At 71.6% G+C, this 17,636-nt stretch carries 17 protein-coding genes; 7 read left to right on the top strand and 10 right to left on the bottom strand.

The window, feature by feature from the left end:
* Window positions 1-5 precede the first annotated feature (5 nt).
* Genes BN6_RS46500 through BN6_RS06260 form a run of 3 tightly spaced genes read left to right on the top strand, consistent with a single transcriptional unit; the run spans window position 6 to window position 2,826 of the window.
* Window positions 6-614 (top strand): DUF3558 domain-containing protein, encoded by a 609-nt coding sequence (locus tag BN6_RS46500; protein WP_015098714.1) that lies wholly within the window; start codon window positions 6-8, stop codon window positions 612-614.
* A gap of 2 nt (window positions 615-616) precedes the next feature.
* The gene (locus BN6_RS46495) at window positions 617-1,996 is read left to right on the top strand and encodes a hypothetical protein (protein ID WP_015098713.1); all 1,380 of its coding nucleotides are present in this window, start codon (window positions 617-619) and stop codon (window positions 1,994-1,996) included.
* On the top strand, window positions 1,993-2,826 hold the full coding sequence (locus BN6_RS06260) for an ESX secretion-associated protein EspG (protein WP_084672574.1): 834 nt from the start codon (window positions 1,993-1,995) through the stop codon (window positions 2,824-2,826). The genes BN6_RS46495 and BN6_RS06260 overlap by 4 nt, the downstream gene beginning before the upstream one ends.
* On the opposite strand, the gene BN6_RS06255 is transcribed toward BN6_RS06260, so the two are convergent.
* The 8 genes from BN6_RS06255 to BN6_RS06220 form a co-directional block, all read right to left on the bottom strand.
* Complete coding sequence (locus BN6_RS06255) at window positions 2,798-3,958, bottom strand: lactate 2-monooxygenase (RefSeq protein WP_015098711.1); 1,161 nt, start codon at window positions 3,956-3,958, stop codon at window positions 2,798-2,800. The two genes, BN6_RS06260 and BN6_RS06255, sit on opposite strands and share 29 nt — an antisense overlap.
* Window positions 3,959-4,035: 77 nt before the next feature.
* Complete coding sequence (locus BN6_RS06250; RefSeq protein ID WP_015098710.1) at window positions 4,036-4,758, bottom strand: hypothetical protein; 723 nt, start codon at window positions 4,756-4,758, stop codon at window positions 4,036-4,038.
* A gap of 77 nt (window positions 4,759-4,835) precedes the next feature.
* Entirely contained in the window at window positions 4,836-5,210 is a 375-nt protein-coding gene (locus BN6_RS06245; RefSeq protein ID WP_015098709.1) for a hypothetical protein, read from the bottom strand.
* A 321-nt stretch (window positions 5,211-5,531) separates the two neighbouring features.
* The gene (locus BN6_RS06240; protein ID WP_015098707.1) at window positions 5,532-6,701 is read right to left on the bottom strand and encodes a cation:proton antiporter; all 1,170 of its coding nucleotides are present in this window, start codon (window positions 6,699-6,701) and stop codon (window positions 5,532-5,534) included.
* Window positions 6,698-8,875 carry a protein translocase subunit SecD gene (secD, locus tag BN6_RS06235; RefSeq protein WP_015098706.1) on the bottom strand — a complete coding sequence of 726 codons (2,178 nt, stop codon included), beginning with the start codon at window positions 8,873-8,875 and terminating at the stop codon, window positions 6,698-6,700. Before secD ends, BN6_RS06240 begins: the two co-directional genes overlap by 4 nt.
* 41 nt (window positions 8,876-8,916) lie before the next feature.
* Window positions 8,917-9,237 (bottom strand): hypothetical protein, encoded by a 321-nt coding sequence (locus tag BN6_RS06230; protein WP_015098705.1) that lies wholly within the window; start codon window positions 9,235-9,237, stop codon window positions 8,917-8,919.
* Window positions 9,238-9,264: 27 nt separating this feature from the next.
* Window positions 9,265-10,254 (bottom strand): tetratricopeptide repeat protein, encoded by a 990-nt coding sequence (locus BN6_RS06225; protein WP_015098704.1) that lies wholly within the window; start codon window positions 10,252-10,254, stop codon window positions 9,265-9,267.
* 272 nt (window positions 10,255-10,526) lie between these two features.
* Entirely contained in the window at window positions 10,527-11,504 is a 978-nt protein-coding gene (locus BN6_RS06220; protein WP_015098703.1) for a M64 family metallopeptidase, read from the bottom strand.
* 167 nt (window positions 11,505-11,671) lie between these two features.
* Here BN6_RS06220 and BN6_RS06215 point away from each other — a divergent pair, with 167 nt between their 5' ends.
* Window positions 11,672-12,619 (top strand): LysR family transcriptional regulator, encoded by a 948-nt coding sequence (locus tag BN6_RS06215; protein WP_015098702.1) that lies wholly within the window; start codon window positions 11,672-11,674, stop codon window positions 12,617-12,619.
* Window positions 12,620-12,652: 33 nt separating this feature from the next.
* On the opposite strand, the gene BN6_RS06210 is transcribed toward BN6_RS06215, so the two are convergent.
* Window positions 12,653-13,264 carry an FMN-dependent NADH-azoreductase gene (locus tag BN6_RS06210; protein ID WP_015098701.1) on the bottom strand — a complete coding sequence of 204 codons (612 nt, stop codon included), beginning with the start codon at window positions 13,262-13,264 and terminating at the stop codon, window positions 12,653-12,655.
* Between the two features lie 104 nt (window positions 13,265-13,368).
* Between BN6_RS06210 and BN6_RS06205 the strand changes: the two genes are divergently transcribed.
* Window positions 13,369-13,839, top strand: a complete 471-nt coding sequence (locus BN6_RS06205) for a MarR family winged helix-turn-helix transcriptional regulator (protein WP_231905087.1) — start codon at window positions 13,369-13,371, stop codon at window positions 13,837-13,839.
* Between the two features lie 51 nt (window positions 13,840-13,890).
* On the opposite strand, the gene BN6_RS06200 is transcribed toward BN6_RS06205, so the two are convergent.
* Window positions 13,891-15,096 (bottom strand): NAD(P)/FAD-dependent oxidoreductase, encoded by a 1,206-nt coding sequence (locus BN6_RS06200; RefSeq protein WP_015098699.1) that lies wholly within the window; start codon window positions 15,094-15,096, stop codon window positions 13,891-13,893.
* A 170-nt stretch (window positions 15,097-15,266) separates the two neighbouring features.
* On the opposite strand from BN6_RS06200, the gene BN6_RS45345 reads away from it, so the two are divergent.
* Window positions 15,267-15,470, top strand: a complete 204-nt coding sequence (locus tag BN6_RS45345) for a hypothetical protein (RefSeq protein ID WP_041312109.1) — start codon at window positions 15,267-15,269, stop codon at window positions 15,468-15,470.
* 631 nt (window positions 15,471-16,101) lie between these two features.
* Window positions 16,102-17,616 (top strand): AMP-binding protein, encoded by a 1,515-nt coding sequence (locus tag BN6_RS06190; RefSeq protein WP_231905084.1) that lies wholly within the window; start codon window positions 16,102-16,104, stop codon window positions 17,614-17,616.
* Window positions 17,617-17,636 lie beyond the last annotated feature (20 nt).

Raw genomic sequence — 17,636 nt, 5'->3', positions numbered from 1 at the left:
ATTCCTTGAATCGCACTTTTCGGACCCTTCTCGTGATCGCCGCGGCGGCGGGCGCGCTGGGCGCGTGCGGTGCGGACCCGGTGGGCGGCAACCCCACCGCGGCACCCGGCACGGGCGATTCGGCGGCTCCCACGACGACGAAGAGCGGCTCCCCGAGCGGCGCGCCGGACCTGGACATCGCCGAGTACGTCGCGAACCCGTGCTCGGTCCTCACCCAGGCCCAGCAGAGCGAACTCGGCACGTTCCGCGAAGCCAAGGTCGAGCAGGACGGGGTCAACGGCCCGAGCTGCACCTACCAGGGCAAGGACGTCCTCGCCAACTCCACCTTCAAGATCGTCATGGTGACCAAGGGCAACACCGTCGAGACGTTCGCGCGGGAGGGCAAGGCCAACTTCCCGGTGTCCCGGGAGAACACGGTCCTCGGCTACCCGACGGCGAGCTTCGCGACCCCGGACGGCAAGCGCGACTGCAACACCGCGATCGGCACGTCCGGCAAGGACGCGATCCTGATCCAGGGCAGCATCGCGAAGAACGACACCAAGCTCAACGACGGCAACGCCTGTGGGACGACCGAGCGGGTCGCCGCCACGATCATCGGGAACCTGAAGGGGTAGCGATGGCTCCTCCCGGCAACGTGGACATGGACCTCGGTGGCTTCGCGCTGCTCCAGCTGGGGGTCGGCGCGGACAAGATCTACGGCTGGTTCAAGGACGGCAAGGGTCCGGAGCAGACCACCGACGCCACCCAGCTGAACTGGGAGCAGGTCAACCGCGGGCACACCGACATCTCGTACCTGATCAACAAGGCCGTCCAGGACTCGGGCGCGTCCTGGGAGGGTGCCGCCGGCGACCAGGCGCGGTCCTCGACCGCCCCGCTGGGGAGTTGGGCCGAGGCGGCCGGGACGAGCGCGCAGACCGCCGCGGCCGGCGCCTCGTCGATCAGCGAGTCGTTCCGGCTGGCGCGGGACTCGGTGGACAAGCCCGTCGACGTGCCGGACAAACCCTGGTACAACGACGGTGTCCCGTGGGACACCGACTACGACGACGCGGTCGAGAAGAGTCAAGAGGTCAACTCCAAGAACATGCAGGTGCTCAGCACCTACGGCACGTCCGCGAACGCCGCGGGCGCGTCGATGCCAACCTTCCAGTCCCCCGACGAGATCGGCGCGGGGATCGACCCGCCGCCGATCGACCCGCCCCCGATCGAGCCGCCGCCGGAGTGGAAGCCCAAGCCCTACGAGCCCAAGGGCCGGGACGGCGACGGGGACGATTCGTCCGGCGGTGACGACACCAAGAAGCAGTGGGGCGAGCCGACCGTGCCGCCGCCCACCCCGCCCGGTGGCAACGACGACGGCACGACGCGCAAGTCGCTGGCCGACCCGCCGGACCGGCCGACGATCCCGCCGGGCACCGTCGACCCGCCGCGCGTGCAGCCGCCGCCGCACGACCCGAGGTTCCCGCCGTTCGACCCGCGGCTGCCGTACGACCCGCGCAACCCGAACGACCCCCGCAACCCGAACAACCCGCGGAACCCGAACAACCCGAACTTCCCGCGCAACCCCAACAACCCGCCGGTCCGGGTGCCCAGCGCGAACGGCCCCGGTGGGCCCGGTGGCGGGTCGGGCGGCGGTCGTGGCGGCATGGGCGGGATCCCCGGTGGCGGCGGTCCCGGGGGTGGCGGTGGGCGGATGCCCGGCATGCCCGGCCCGGGTGGGTTCGGGCCCGGCGGGTTCGGGCCCGGTGGCACGTCCGGCGCGATGCCCGGTGAGCGCGGGTTCGGGCCCGGTGGCAGTGGTGGCGGGTTCGGGCCGGGTGGTGGCGGTGCGGCCGGGCGCGGTGGTCCCGGTGGTGCGGCCGGCATGGGCGGCATGGGCGCGGGTGCCGGCCAGGGTCAGGGCGAGGACGACCTGGAGCACAAGGCCGCCTCGTACCTCCAGGGCGCGGACGACATCTTCGACGACGGCACGATGGTGGCCCCGCCGGTCATCGGGGAGTGAGGGGCACTGTGCTGCGCACCAAGGTGGCGATCCCGGTCGTCGCGCTCTACACCGCCTGGCAGGCCGAAGGTCTGCCGACCCTGCACAACGCGCTGCTGACGGCCGTCGACTTCGACGAGGACCGGGTGGCCGAGGGCGACGTGAGCGGCCTGTCGGACCTGGTGCGGCGCGCGTGGGCGGAACTGGAGCGGCTCGGGCTGGCCCGGGGCCGGCAGGTGCACGCCGACCTGGCCAAGTCGCTGCGGCTGATCGCCGACGCGGGCACCGAGTACTACGCGTTCTTCAACCAGGACGACGGCGACACGCGCACCGCGCTCGTGGCGCAGTCCGGCGATGACGCGCTGCGCGTGGTCCTGCGCCCGGACAAGCACTTCGTGCTGGAGCCTGTGCGCGCGCAGGACGCGGTGCAGTCGCTGCTGTCGGCGCTGCCGGAGGCCAAGCCGGGCCGGGGCGGCGTGCTGTCCCTGCCCGCCGACGCCCTGGAGGACAAGCCGCGCCGCCGGCAGTTCAACGACGACGACGGCGGCTCGTTCCTACAGGCCAGCAGGCCGACCGGCACGTACGTGGCGGAGGTGCAGAACATCCGCAAGCTGTTGGCCGAGAAGCGCACCGGCGGCGGCCAGCTCTACGCCGCCCGCCGCGACCGGTTCGGCCGCAAGCAGCGCTGCGCCACGCCGTTGACGTTCTTCGACACGATCACCGGCCGGTACGTGTCGGCGAAGTCGAAGGGCGGCGACGGGACCCCGTGGATCACCGTGCAGCCCGCCGACTTCGCCACCTTGCAGAACCGGATGCGGCAGCTCAGCGCGGACGCAGCACCTCGCGGCTGAGCTCGGCCGGGCTGCGGTGCCCGGACAGCGCCAGGGTGAGTTCGAAGTCGGCGAGCAGGCCGCGCAGCACGTGCCGCACGCCCGCCTGCCCGCCGTGCGCGAGCCCATAGGCGAACGGCCGCCCGACGAGCACCGCCTTCGCGCCCAGGGCGAGGGCTTTCACGATGTCCGCGCCGCTGCGGATGCCGGAGTCGAACAGCACCTCGACCTGCTCCCCCACGGCGTCGGCGATCTCCGGCAGCACGTCGAGCGAGCCGACCGCGCCGTCCACCTGACGTCCGCCGTGGTTGGAGACCACGACGCCCTGGACGCCCGCGTCGACGGCCTTGCGCGCGTCGTCCGGGTGCTGGACGCCCTTGAGCACGATCGGCCCGTCCCAGTGCTCGCGCAGGAAGGACAGCTGCTCCCAGGACTTGTCGGTGCCGGTGAACAGCTGCACCCAGCGCAGGATCGCCATCGGCAGGTCGTCCTCCGGGGCGGCCGCGAGCCCGGCCCGGAACGCCGGGTCGGAGAACGGGATCGCGGTGCCCACGCCGCGCAGGAACGGCAGGTAGGCCTGGTCGAGGTCGTGCGGTCGCCAGGCGAGCGTCCAGGTGTCGAGCGTGACCACGAGCACCCGGTACCCGGCGGCGCGGGCCCGGTCGAGGATGCTCACGCACACGTCGGGGTCGTTCGGCCAGTAGAGCTGGAACCAGCGCGGCCCGTCCCCGGCGGCCTCGGCGACGTCCTCGATGGTGTGCGAGGAGGCGGTGGAGAGCACGAACGGCACGCCGAGCTCGGCGGCGGCGCGGGCGGTGGCGAGTTCGCCGTCCGGGTGCAGGATCGACTGGACCCCCAGCGGCGCCAGGAGGACCGGCGCCGGCGCGGCGGTCCCGAGCACGGACGTCCCGAGGTGCCGCTGGGTGGCGTCGGTCAGCATCCGGGGCACGATCCGCCACCGGTCGAACGCCTCCCGGTTGGCCCGAGCGGTCGCCCCGGTCCCGGCCGCACCCGCCACGTACCAGAACGGTCCGGGCCCGAGCCGCTGCCGCGCCGACGCCTCCAACCCCTCCGGGTCGGTGGTGAACGGCGGCACGGTGCCCGCCAGTCCTTGCAGGTAGATCTCGTTCTGGTACCCGGCGAAGCCCGTCATCCGTCCTCCACAGCGGCCGTCGGCGTCCGGATCATGCTCTGCCCGTGCGGCTCCGCCCGCAACCACGGGGTCCGGGGTCAGTCGGGAGTGATCTCCCGGACGACGCTCACGGAATCGTCGGTCACCGCGCGCATCTCCTCGTCGAGTGTGTACTTGTGCAGATCAGGCGGATTGACGTCACGTGACGAACGTTTCGCCGCGCCGCCCTCGGCGACGAAGGTGAACGACGAGCCCTGTTCGACCGAGTTCCAGGCCCACCCGGGCATGGCCAGCTGCCACGTGTGCGTGGTCTTCCAGTCCGTTGAACGGTCGTGCAGCACTTCGAGGTCCAGTCGCAGTTCCGCCTGGCGCACGGGTTTGTCCCACCTGACCGTGAACACGTAGAACTTGGACGCGGTGGCCTTCGGCAGGACGACGAACGAGTGGAAGTCGCCGAGCTTCGCCTGGTCGATCATGGTGAACCGCTTGCCACCGTGCGCCTGGTACTTCACGGGGTCGTACTCGCCGTGGCAGGCGAACACCTCGTACGCGTCGGGGATCGGCAGCGAGGTGTAGCGGAGCACCAGGCGCACGCCGAGCACGCGCCCGACCTGCGTGCCCGAGTTGGCGAAGCCGACCGACAGCGCGAAGTGCGGCAGCAACCAGGTCTCGCCGGTCTCGCTCTCCATCTGGTGGATCCGCAGTTGCACCTGGTCGGCGGTGACGAGCAGCCGGAACGGCGTCAGCTGCGCACGCCACAACGTCACCGCCGACACCGTCAACGCGAGCAGTGACACGACGAGAGAGGCCCAAGCCGCCATCCAACCACCGCCTCCGAGAGAACATCCCGAGCCCGAACACTAGCGGCGATCCCGGTGGCCGACGGCGGTTCCGGTGGTCACGCCGGCCCGGCATCGGCCTCCAGTTCGCGCAGCCGTTCCCTTTCGCGGTCACGGATGCGGGCTGCCGCGGCCTCGGTGACGTTGTGGACGCTCGGCGGCGGGTTGTGGCAGAGCAGGGCGAGCAGCCACCTGCCCAAGCGGGCGGGCGGTGTGCGGTTGTCACGTCCGCCGGTCTCGTTCCACAGCACGGCCAGGTCGACGTCCAGCACGGACAGCGCCGCCACCGCGACGCTGTCCTCCAACGAGAGCAAGCCCAGCCAGAGGTCGCTGGTTCCGGCTGCCCGTCGGCCGTCCTGTCGGGCGTGGGCGTACGCGTGGGCCAGCGCCCGGGACGTCTGCTCGCTGAACCGGTTCTGCCAGGTCGTCGGCACCGCCTGTTCGACGGCCAGGAAACCCGCCTCCGTGACGCCGGCAGCGGGTCCTGCCGCAGCAGCGCCACCACCAGGTGGCCGGTGTCGACCAGGTCCATCACTCGATCAGGTTCTCCGCCTCGACGTCGGCGCCGACCGCCGCCAACGCCTGGTACGCCACAGGTCGGGCCAAGACGCCCAATCACAGGTAGTCGACCCGACCTCGTCAGCCCGCGACCGTTGCGCCTCACGCAGAGCGATCTCCAGCACCACTTGGAGATCGGTGGTGCAGCGCTCGGCGCGGGCGTCGAAGAAGGCGTGCGAGTCGGCCACACCGCCTTCCTACGCGAACAGCTTCTTCGGCAGCAGCCAGCTCAGCCTGTGCGACCGCAACACCGCCAACGGCCCGATCACGGCCAGCAGCAACACGTACCCCGCCACGAACGGCGCGACGCGCGAGTCCAGCCCCGCCGTCACCGCCATGGCCGCGAGCACCAGCGAGAACTCGCCCCGGGTCAGCACGGTCAGCCCGATGTCGACGCCCTGCTGCCGGTCGAACGAGTGCAGCTTGGCCGCGAACAGCCCCGCTCCCAGGTTCAGCACGATGGTCACCGCCACCGCCGCCAGCACCGGCACGACGACCCCGCCCACGGCGTTCGGGTCGATGCTCAGCCCGAAGATGAAGAAGAACAACGCCCCGAACGCGTCCCGCAGCGGCAGCACCAGTTTGTGCACGCGCGGCGCGACGCCGGACCCGCCGAGCACCGCGCCGACCATGAACGCCCCGATCGCGTCGGACACGCCCAGTTCGTGCGCGACGGCCGCCCCGGTCACCGCGACGCCGACGAAGCACACGACCAGCAGTTCGTCGTCAGCCGACCCGAACAGCCGGGTCACCACCCGGCCGCCCCAGCGCGCGACGGCGGCCAGCACGACCAGGAACAGGAACGCCTTGCCGAAGTCGAGCAGCGCGTCGACGCCGGACGTGCCGCCGAGCACCGGCTGCAGCACCGCCAGGTACAGGGCCAGGAACACGTCCTCGATCACGATGATGCCCATGACCAGCCGGGATTCCGGGTTGCGCAGCCGGTTGGCCTCGACCAGGAGCTTCGTCACGATCGCGGACGACGAGATGCCGATCGCGCCGGCGATGACCAGCGCCTCGCGGGTGCCCCAGTCGAGGGCGAACCCGAACGCGAGCCCGCCGCCGATGTTGAGCGCGAGGTACCCGGTGCCGGCCAGGGCGAGTGTGCGGCCGCCGGCGACCAGGTCGTCCACCGAGAACTCCAGCCCGAGGTAGAACAGCAGGAACACCAGGCCGAGCCCGGCCAGCACGCCCAGCTCACCGGGGTCGCTGACCAGTGACACGCCGGGCGTGTGGGGCCCGAACACGATACCCGCCACCATGAACAGCGGGATGGTGGGCAGTCCGATCCGGACGCCCGCGCGTCCGATGAGACCGGCCGCGAGGAACGCCCCGCCGACCGCGAGCAGCTCGTGACCGGTGCTCACCGGCGGCCCCCCGCGCGCCCGTCCAGGGCGATGGCCACGGGCGCGGCCGTCAACACCGTCGAGACGGTCCCGGCGACGACGCCGACCAGCAGCGCGGTGGCGAAGTCGGCGAGCGACCCGTCACCGAGCACGAGCAGCGCGGCGAGCACGAACAGCACGCCGATCCCGGTGTTCACCGTCCGCGGCACGGTTTGCAGCACGGCCGCACCGACCACGTCGGCGTACGGGTCCTTGCGCCGTGCCTTGCGCAGCTCGCGCACCCGGTCGAACACCACCACCGAGTCGTTGACGGAGTAGCCGATGACGGTCAGCAGCGCGGCCAGGAACACGCCATCGGCGGTCTTGCCCAGCCACGCGAACGCGCCCACCAGCACGACGACGTCGGTGACCAGCGCCACGACCGTGGCCAGGCCGAGCCGCCAGTCGAACCGGACCGCCAGGTAGGCCAGCTGCGCGGCGACGGCGATGGCCAGTGCGATGATCGCGTTGCGCCGCAGTTCGGAGCCCAGGCTCGGGCCGATCAGCTCGTTGCTGACCTGCTGCGCCCCGCCGGTGGCCTTGTTCACCGCTTCGGTGACGCGGGCCGCCGCGGCCTCGTCGATCGGGCCGGTGCGCACCGACACGCCGGTGTCGCCCGAGGTCGCGACGACCGCGTCGGCGAAGCCGGCGGCGGACAGCTCGGCGCGGACCTCGCCGGCGTCCACGGCGGACGCGGTGTAGTCGATCATCCGGCCGCCGGTGAACTCGACGCCGAGGTCGAGGCCGCGCACGAACAGCCCGGCCAGCGCGACGAGCAGCACGGCCGCCGCGGTGACCAGCCAGCGCTTGGGCCGCTGGAACAGCCGGATGCCGCGGCTGGTCAGCCACGTCCGCACCCGGCCCAGGTCGTGCAGACCGCTCCAGGTGGGTCGCCGCTCCAGCAGCGGCATGGCCAGCTGGAGCAGCACGCGGGTCAGCACCAGGGCGCTGAACAGCGACGCGAGCACGCCGATGGACAGCGTGACGCCGAACCCCTTCACCGGCCCGGTGGCCAGGAAGAACAGCAGCCCGGCGGCGAGGAGGGTGGTCACGTTGGAGTCGGCGACGGCGCTGAACGCGCCCTTGAACCCCTGGTCCACCGACCGCGGCAAACGTTTGCGACGCGCGTACTCCTCCCGTGACCGCTCGAAGACCAGGACGTTCGCGTCCACCGCCATGCCGATCGCCAGGACGAACCCGGCCAGGCCCGGCAAGGTCAGCGTGGCCCCGACGGCGAGCAGCGCCGCGTAGGACATGCCCGCGTAGCCGACCAGCGCGAGCACCGCGACCAGCCCGGCCAGCCGGTAGACGAAGATCAGGAACAGGCCGGTCAGCGCGATGCCGACGACCGCCGCCCGGCTGCTGGCCTCGATGGCCTCCGCGCCGAGCGTCGGGCCGACGGTCCGCTGCTCGACCACCTCGACCGGCACTGGCAGCGCCCCGGACCGGATGACCAGCGCCAGCTCCTCCGCCTCGGCCTTGGCGAACTTGCCGGTGATCTGGGTGCTGGTGCCGATCATCCCGGTGCGGCACGGCACGGACGGGTCGACCTGCGGCGCGGACACGACCTTGCCGTCCAGCACGAACGCCACCCGGCGCTGCGGGTCGCCGGGCGCGAAGCACGCGGCCTCGCCGGTCACCTTCTGCCAGGTCGAGGGCGCGTCGCCCTGGAAGTCGACGGTGACCTGCCAGCCCGCGCCCTGCTGGTTGGGCGAGGCCACCGCGCCCTTGATCCCCTCGCCGGTCATCGCGATCGGTCCCAGCGCCACCGAGTCGCCGGCTTCGCCGGTGGGCGTGTCACCGGGTCCGGTGACCGGCTGGACGGCCAGTTGGGCGGTGCGGCCGAGCACGTCGATGGCCTCGGCCGGGTCCTGCACGCCGGGCAGCTCCACGATGATCCGGTGGTCGCCGGAGCGCGCCAGGACGGGTTCGGCGACGCCCAGCTCGTCGATCCGGCGGCGCAGCACCTCCATCGCCCGGTCGGTGTTGTCGGACGTGGCCTCGGCCGGGGTTTGCAGCACGATCTGGGTGCCGCCGCGCAGGTCGAGACCGAGGCGCGGCTGGCTGGTGAGCAGGATGAACGCGGACGCGGCGAGAACACCGAGGGACAGCAGTCCTCGGACGAGCAGTTCCCGCCGCGCTGAGGAGCGCGGCATGGCGAAGTGACCTCCGGGGTCGGGGTGCGGGGTGGGTTCGACTACCGGAGGTGTGCGGGTGGGGCGCGTTCGCCGAGCGGGGCCTGGCCGGTGCGCTCGGGGGTGCGGTGGGTCGGGTCGACGACGTCCTCGGCGAGCCGGGGCTCGGGCGGGACGTGCACCGGCGGCTGCACGCCGTCCAGCGGCTGACCGGGCAGCCCGTACTGCTGCACGGGGTGCGCGGTGGCGCGGGTCGCCGTGCCGGGCAGGTGGGCGGCGTCGACGGTGGCCGAAACTGCGACCAGGTCGACCGGGGCGTGGTGGGCGGGACCGGCGACGACGAACCCGGCGATCAGCGCCAGGAGCACCAGCAGTCGCGTCACGGTCGGCCCTCCTCTCCACCCTCCAGGTTAGCGGCCCCCGGCGAGCACCACGACGGATCCGCCGACCAGCGCGCACAGCCACGCGATCACCAGCGGCTGCATGGTGGTGGCACCCAGGAACAACGCGACCGTCCAGCCGGCGAGGACCAGGGTGGACAGACCGAACATCGTCGTGACGGCGGCCACCTTCGGCCGGTGGCGGGGCAGCGCGAACAACGCCTTGCGCACGCCGCGCCGCGCGCGCACGAGCAACTGGAGCACGACCGCGCCCACACCCACCACCAGCACCCCGGAGAACCACCCGAGCAGCGGGGTCGGCTTGGGCATCCCGGCGAGCAGCAACAGCAGACCGCCCCCGACCAGCAGCACGGCCAGCCGGGACAGCGCGGGCCAGACCATCGCGTGCGCGAGGGTCAACGCGTCGCCGGACGGGTGCGCGGGCGCGGCGGCGCGCTTGCGCCGCACCGTGGCCAGGTTCGCGCGCACGTCCTCGTCGGCGGGGTCGAGCCGCAACGCGCTGCGGTACGCCCACTCGGCGGTGCCCCAGTCCCGGACGCGCAACGCGGCGTCACCGAGCACTTGGAACGCCCTCGCCTCGGTCGGCGCGAGCCGGGCCGCCTCCTGCCCGACCTCGACCGCCTCGCGCCTGGTGTCCGGTGCCGCCGAGAGCACCTCGGCGAGCACCACCTGACACCGCCAGTCGCCGGGCTTGCGCCGCACGCACTCCCGCGCCGCGACCACGGCCTCCTGGTGCCGGCCGAGTTCGCTCAGCGCCAACGCGGCCAGCCGTTGCGCCCACGCGTGGTCGCCGTCCAGCACGAGCGCGCGCTTGGCGGCGTCCAGCGCGGGATCGGGCTGCCCGGCGTCGAGGTGCGCGGCGGCCAACCGGCACCACGCCTCGGCGTGCAAGGGGTTCGCCGCCAACGCGGGCCGCAACAACTCGATGGCCCGCTGCGGAAACCCACGAGCCGTGAGCTCCGCCGCACGAACCACGACGGCGGCAATGGGCTCGGACATCCACACCTCCCGGACTTCGCCGACAGTCTGGCAGTGTTGGATTGCCGCGACTTCGTCGCGGCGGGCTCGGCCGCCTGGAAGTCGGCCCATCGAGCCGTCTTTCACCCCGATCGGAAAGCGTGATCGGGGTGAAAGGCGGCTCGACAGGCCGACGCGGCCTCGCGTGGTGGTCCATTGCCAGCGAAGGGCGTGGTGGAGAAGGCGTGAGTCGGGAGCGTTACGTCGAAGGCGTGGCGTGGGGGGCGTGACGTGGGTGCGGCGTGGGTGTGGGGCTAGGGGGTGGTTTTGCGTTGGATGCCGCCGCGGACGGCGTCCAGGCCGATCAGGTTGAACTGGCGGCCTAGGGAGCGCATCAGGGAGTTGTCGGTCGGGCGGTAGACGCCGCGCTTATGGTAGTAACCGCCCTGGTAGGTGCCGATCACGCCGCCGTCCGGGGACTGCTTGCCCAGGTACGCGTACCACTTCGCGCGGCGCTGGGTCATCGTGGCGCTGGGGTGCGTGGAGACGTTGACCTCACGGGGTTCCGCGCCGGTGTAGAGGTCGTTCGGGTAGTCGTACTCGTCTGCCAGGCCGCCCACGGAGTGGCCCAGTTCGTGCGCCACGATCCAGGTCGCCTGGGCGTTGCCGCCGGACGCGGTGGCGACACCGCCGCCCGCGCCGCCGTACTTGGTGGTGTTGGCCAAGGCCAGGACCTGGTCGACGGCAGGCGCGGAGTTCGCGTACTGGCGGGCCTTCGTCTCGTTGACGCAGAGCAGGCGTTCGGTGTCGCCGCACCAGAAGTACATGTCCAGCGCGGTGTTGCGGCGCACGCCCTGGGTCGGGTCGTTGTCCACCCCGGACTGCGCCGAGACGACGTTGACCTGCCACACGTTGAACGACTGCTTGAGCGACTTGTACGGCTCGATCCGGGTCAGCTCGGCCCACCGGGCGAGCACGTGCTCGTGGTAGGTGGCCAGTTCGGACGCGGTGTAGCCGTCGCCGACGAAGACCAGGTCGAACCGGGACGCGGACGGTCCGGTCTGCTGGATCGGGACCACGTCCGCCGCGGCGAGGGTGAGGGCGGGTGCGGAGGGCGGGCGTGGGACGCGGACGCGGGAGATGCCCCCATCGGGCGAGAACACCTCTTTCACGACGGTCGATGTGGCCCGCGCGGCCGAAGCGGGCGGTGCGGCCGTGGCTGGGGTTGTCGCTGTCACCAGGGCGGTCGACGCGGCGAGCGCGACCAGGACAGGCAGGAATCGGGTGCGCATGGAACGGCTCCAAGGTCGGTACGGAGCCACGAGGCGGCGGTCTCGTGACCGGCGTCGCCCACTCTGGGCCGTCCGGGCTCACCTGCGGAAATCCCAGTCGTGATCGAAGCGGTTTATGGGCTGTCGGCCGATTGATGGCACCGCCCGGCCTCCCTACGCTCTGGTGGATGGAGCTGGAGCTTCGCCACCTGCGGACGGTGTGCGTGATCGCCGAGACCGGCAGCCTCACCAAGGCCGCGGCGGTGCTGCGGATGTCCCAGCCCGCGCTGTCGGCCCGGCTCAAGCGGCTGGAGCAGGAGGTCGGCGCGCCGCTGTTCGCCCGGCACCCGCAGGGCATGGTGCCGACGAGCGTCGGCGACTTCGTGCTGCTGCGCGCCCGCGCGATCCTGCACGGGGTGGCCGAGCTGCGCCGTGACGCGGCCCGCTACACCCGGCACGCCACCGCCGTCGTCGCGCTCGGCGGCGTGGTCGGGTCGGTGTCGGTGGGGTTGGCCGAACGGCTGGCCGACCACCTGCCGGACCGCGACGTGCGGCTGACCATGGACTACTCGCCGCTGCTGCTGTGGGACCTGGTCACGGCCGGCCGGCTGGACGTCGCGACGACCGTCGACTACCCCGGTTACGAGCTGCACCCGACGCCGGCCGTGCACTGCGAGCCGATCGTGCGGGAACCGGTGTTCGTCGCGGTCGCCGCGACCGACCCGCTGGCCGACCGCGCCGAGATCCCGCTGGGCGAGCTGGCCGACCGCACCTGGGTGATGACGCCCTCGGACGGCGCGGGCTGGCCCGACTGCTTCCACGCGGCGTGCGAGCAGGAGGGTTTCCGGCCGAGGGTCCGGTACACGACGCCGAGCAGCGACTCGATCCGCGCGCTGGTGTCGGGCGGTCGGGCGGTGGCGGCGTGCCAGCCGGTGTACCTGCCCAGTGACGAGGTGGTCGTCCGGCCGATCGCCGGCAACCCGGTGTCGATGCGGCACGTCCTGGTCTGCCCGCGCGAGGGGACGTTGGCCGGGTGGTTGCCGACGATCGTGCGGCTGGCCCGTGAGGCGTACTGGGCCTACGTGCGCGACCACACCGCGCACTTCGAGTTCCTGTCGACCGGGAACGCGGTGTAGCGCGTCGACTCGGTGGTCGGTGGGTCGGTGGGCTCAGGCGAGCGCCAGCTTGCGGACGGTGCGGTGGGCGTCCTCGCGCGATTCGTCGGCCTTGTCCCGGAACTGCGCGAGGTGCGGCACGGTGTGCGCGAGGGTCAGTTCGGTGTGGACGAACTCCAACGTCTGCCGCACCCCCAAGCGCTCGAAGATGAACCGCAGGTAGGGCTCCTGGTAGTCGTCGGTGTGGCGCGGGGTGCCGGGCGCGTACGAGCCGCCGCGGGCGGTGACGATCACGAAGTGCTTGTCGGAGAGCGCGCCGACGCCGGTCTCGGGGTTCGCGAAGTGCTCGGGCACGAGGATCCAGTCCAGCCAGGCCTTCAGGCCCGACGGCAGCGAGAAGTTGTACATCGGCGCGCCGATCAGCACGGTGTCCGCGGCGGTCAGCTCGGCCACCAGTTCCTGTTCCACGCGGTGCCGGTCGGTGGTCTGGCGGGCTTCGACCGCCGCGCCGTCCACGTGCGGGAGCGGTCGGGCGGCCAGGTCCCGGTAGGTGTAGCCGACGTCCGGGCGCGCCTCCCGCCACGCGGTGGCGAAGGCGGCGGTCACCTCCCTGGAGACCGAGCCCTCGGTGCGCACGCTGGAGTCGATGTGGAGCAGACCCGTCATGTTCCCTCCTCAGAAGTTCTTGGTTGAGAACATATTGGTCGGGTTGTTCCGAGTCAAGATATTCTCAGGCGAGAAGTAACCGTCGTTCGCGTATGATCGGTGTCATGAACGCGCCCGTCGACCCCGGTTGCGTGTCCCGGTCGGACCTGAACTGGCTGTTGCACCGGGCCGCGCAGAAGCTGGGCGCGTTCGCGCAGGAGGCCGCCGCCCGGCACGGCGTCACGACCCGCGGTCAGCTCGTGCTCAGCGCGCTGATCAGCGAGGAGTTCCGGCGGTCGCAGCTCGCGCTCGGCCAGGCGCTGGGGCTGGACAAGACGACGTTGACCGCCGAGCTGGACCGGCTGGAGCGGGCCGAGCTGATCGTGCGCAAACCCGACCCCGCGGACCGGCGGGTGCGGGTGCCGGTGATCACCGAACGTGGGCGCGCGGTCCAGGCCGAGGTGGAGAAGCTCCACGTGCGAGTGGAGTCCGAGTTCACCGCCGGTCTGGAACCGGCCGAAGCGCACGTCCTGCGGGCGTTGTTGCAGCGGTTGATCGTGTCCGACCACCGACCGGACAGCGGTTCCTGCCTGTAGGTCGGCGAGCGGCGGGCGAAGTCGGAGGTCGTCGGGCTGAGTCGGGAAGAGTCAGGCCAGGTCGGAGAGTGTGGCGCTGCGCAGTTGGTCGGGTGGGATGGTCGCCTGCGCGTCGGTCAGCGCTTGGAGGGCGACGCCGTCGTCCCACTGGTTGACGTTCATCGCGGCTCGCACTCGCCCTTCCCGCAACCAGAACGCGGTGAAGTCGCGGCTGTCGAGGTCGCCGCGGACCACGAGTTGGTCGTGCTCGGGATCGGCCAGACCCCGGTACTCCATCCCCAGGTCGTACTGGTCGGAGAAGAAGTACGGGGCGGCGGTGTACGGCTCGTCCAGACCGAGCAGGGTGCCCGCGACGTGCGCCCCCTGGTCCTTGGCGTTCGCCCAGTGCTCGACGCGGACGCGACGGCCGTAGCGCGGGTGGTCGTGGGCCGCGATGTCGCCGATGGCGCAGACGTCGGGGTGTGACGTGCGCAGCGCGCCGTCCACCGCGACGCCGCCGTCGGCGAGGGCGAGACCGGCCTTCTCGGCGAGTTCGGTGTTGGGTTTCGCACCCACGCCGAGCACCACCAGGTCGCCGTGCACCTCGGACCCGTCGGCCAACCGCACGCCGCCCGGCAGGAACCCGTCGACCCCGACGCCCAACCGCCAGTGCACGCCGTTCTGCTCGTGGAGGTCGTGGAACACCTTCGCGACGACCGGACCGAGAACCCGGCGCAACGGCAGGTCGACGGGATCGATCACGGTCACGTCCGCGCCGTGCGACCGGGCCGCGGCAGCGACCTCACAGCCGATCCAACCGGCGCCGACGACGACCACCCGGGGACGCTCGGCGAGCGCGGCACGCAAGGCCAACGAGTCCTCGACCGTTCGAAGGGTCCGCAGACCTGGGAGGTCTTCACCGGGAACGGGCAGGGTGCGCGGCGTCGAGCCGGTCGCCAGGACCACCCGATCGTACGAGTGCGTTGCTCCAGTGGTGTCCACGACCACCCGCTCGCCGAGACGGAGTTCGGTGACCTCGACGCCCAAGCGGAGGTCGACCGAGTGGGAGTCGTAGAAGTCCGGCTCGTGCACGCGGTTGGGCCCGTCGGCGCTGCCGAGCAGCACGTTCTTGGAAAGAGCAGGCAGTTCGTAGGGCTGGTGGGCCTCCCGCCCGAGGAGCACCAGCCCCTTGTCATACCCCCGTTCCCGCAACGCGCCCGCTGCCGAGGCCCCCGCGAGCCCTGATCCGATTATCACGATCCGTTGCGGTTCAGCCATTTTTCACCCTCCCAGGTGACTGGAGTGATGACTGCATGCGACGCTATCGGCAGCTCGGCACGGTCGCCCGTCGGGAGTTCCCGTCATGGCACCAACCCGCGTGCGTCTCACTTCCGCGAGCGCCCGGATTGGTCCGAGCACCCGTGTCGAGACATTGGAGGTTCGGGGCCGTGGGTACAGGCAAGGAGTGGCAGGTTTCCTGTCGCGACATCGCATCCCGTCGCCGTGACATGACAGTGTTCGTCAGCCAGGGGCACGTGGTGGTCACCGTGCCGCCGGGCGAAGCCGCCGTGCTGACGCCACTGGAGGTGGGGCGGCTGCGAGCCGCTCTGCGCGATGCGGTGGTGAACGCTTCGGGCACGCCCGACAACTGACCCGCGCCCGCACTTCGCACCAGGGCTTGACGACCGGGGTCCGCGTTCAGCGACCTCGACTCTGCGGGTTCGCAGTGTGATGCGGGCCGATCGCAGGTCAAGTCGGAGACCGTGGAAGAAAGAGTCCCGCCGGACGGGCCGGCCGCCAAGGATGACATGAGGGAGTCGGCGGGCCGTCTGCGCGCGTCGCACGCCCCTAATTGCAGGTTGAGTCTTCCTACTCGCGGGTAGGTAGTGTCAGTATCGAGGTTGTGAGTACCTACTTCGTCCCTGGTACGGGTTTCATCGGGCGGCGGCTGGTGGAGAGGCTGCTCGGGCGTGATGACCCTTGGCTCGACGTGCGGACGAGTTGGACGCGGTCGTCGGCGAGATCCAGGGTTGTTGCCGCACATGCGGGAACGGCCGGAGGACGTGAACCTGCCGTTCGGCGTGCTGGTCGAGCTTGCCCGCAAGGCCGTTCCCAGGACGATGAGGTCGCTGGTGCATCTCGGATATCGCGCTATGCCGGAGAGGACCAACCGCGCACCTCGCCGTTGACGTCGGTCGCGGCGGGTGTGACGCGCCTGGTGCTGCGAGCCGTCCGGTGATCCGGGCGTTGGTGACCTTGGTCCGGGCCGGTGTGGTGCGGCCGATGGGTCCAGGGCGGCTGGTCGGGGTGCTGGACGCCTATTTGCGCTGGGACTTGACGATCGCGTCCGGGTTCGCGATCGGGGCGGCTCGCCACCCTGATCGTACGGCGGTCGTGGATGACCTGGGGTCGTTGTCGTACCGCGAAGTCGACCTGCGGACCACGCGGTTGGCACACGGTTTGCGTGGGCTGGGTGTCGACGCCGGTGGGCGGGTGGCCGTGTTGTGCCGCAACCACCGGGGGTTCGTGGAGACCGTGACGGCGTGTGTGAAGTTGGGTGCGCACGTCGTGTTGTTGAACACGGGGTTGAGCGCGTCGCAGATCGCCGTTGTGCTGCGCGAGCAGGAGGTGTCGGTGGTGGTGGCCGACACGGAGTTCCGCGACCTGTTGGCACACGCGCCGCGCAAGGTCCGACGTGTAATGGCGTGGGTGGACGGAACCACCAAGAGCCGGACGGTGGAGCAGCTGATCGCGTCCGCACCGGGCGGGCCGTTGGGGAAACGGCCGCCGCGTGGGCGGGTGATCGTGTTGACGTCCGGAACCACGGGGGCTCCCAAGGGTGCACGGCGGCCGGAGCCGGCCTCGCTGACGCCTGCGGCGGCGTTGTTGTCGCGGATTCCGTTGCAGGCCGGTGACCGGTTTTCGGTGCCCGCACCGCTCTTCCACACCTGGGGGCTCGCGGCGTTCCAGATCGGGTTGGTGCTCGGGGCGACGTTCGTGTTGCGGCGCACGTTCGACCCGGCGGCGACGCTGGCGGACGCGCGGCGGCACGACAGCACGGCGTTGTTCGTGGTTCCCGTGATGCTGCAACGGATTCTGGAACTCACGGGTCGTCCGCACCTGCCGGGGTTGCGCGTGATCGCGTCGAGCGGGTCGGCCTTGCCGCCGCCGGTCGCACGGCGGTGTCTGCGCGAGTTCGGGCCGGTGCTCTACAACCTGTACGGGTCCACCGAAGTGTCGTGGGTTTCCATCGCCCGGCCCGACGAGCTGGAACGCCACCCGGACACGGCCGGGATGCCGCCGCACGGCACACGGGTGGAGATCCTCGACGAGGTCGGGCAGCCGGTGCCGGCCGGGACGACCGGACGGATCTTCGTGACCAACGAGATGCTGTTCGACGGCTACACCAACGGGGGCAACAAGGAGACCCGCGACGGGCTGATGTCCACCGGGGACGTCGGGTACCGGGACGACTCGGGGTTGCTGTTCGTGGCCGGGCGGGACGACGAGATGATCGTCTCCGGCGGCGAGAACGTCTACCCGCGTGAGGTCGAGGACCTGCTGGCGGGGCTGGCCGGGGTGCGTGAGGTGGCCGTGGTCGGGGTCCCGGACGAGCGGTTCGGGCAGCGGCTGGCCGCGTACGTGGTGCGCGAGGAGCCCGGCGTGCTGGACGAGGACGCGGTGCGCGAGCACGTGCGGGCAAACCTGGCGAAGTTCTCCGTGCCGCGCGAGGTGGTCTTCCTCGACGCGCTGCCGCGTAACGAGACCGGAAAGGTGCTCAAGCGGGATCTCCGGTGAGTATCCTTCGGCCTTCAAGG

The organism is Saccharothrix espanaensis DSM 44229 (genome assembly GCF_000328705.1).
Taxonomy (GTDB): Bacteria; Actinomycetota; Actinomycetes; order Mycobacteriales; family Pseudonocardiaceae; genus Actinosynnema; species Actinosynnema espanaense.
This window is presented reverse-complemented; position numbering and strand designations above follow the sequence as displayed.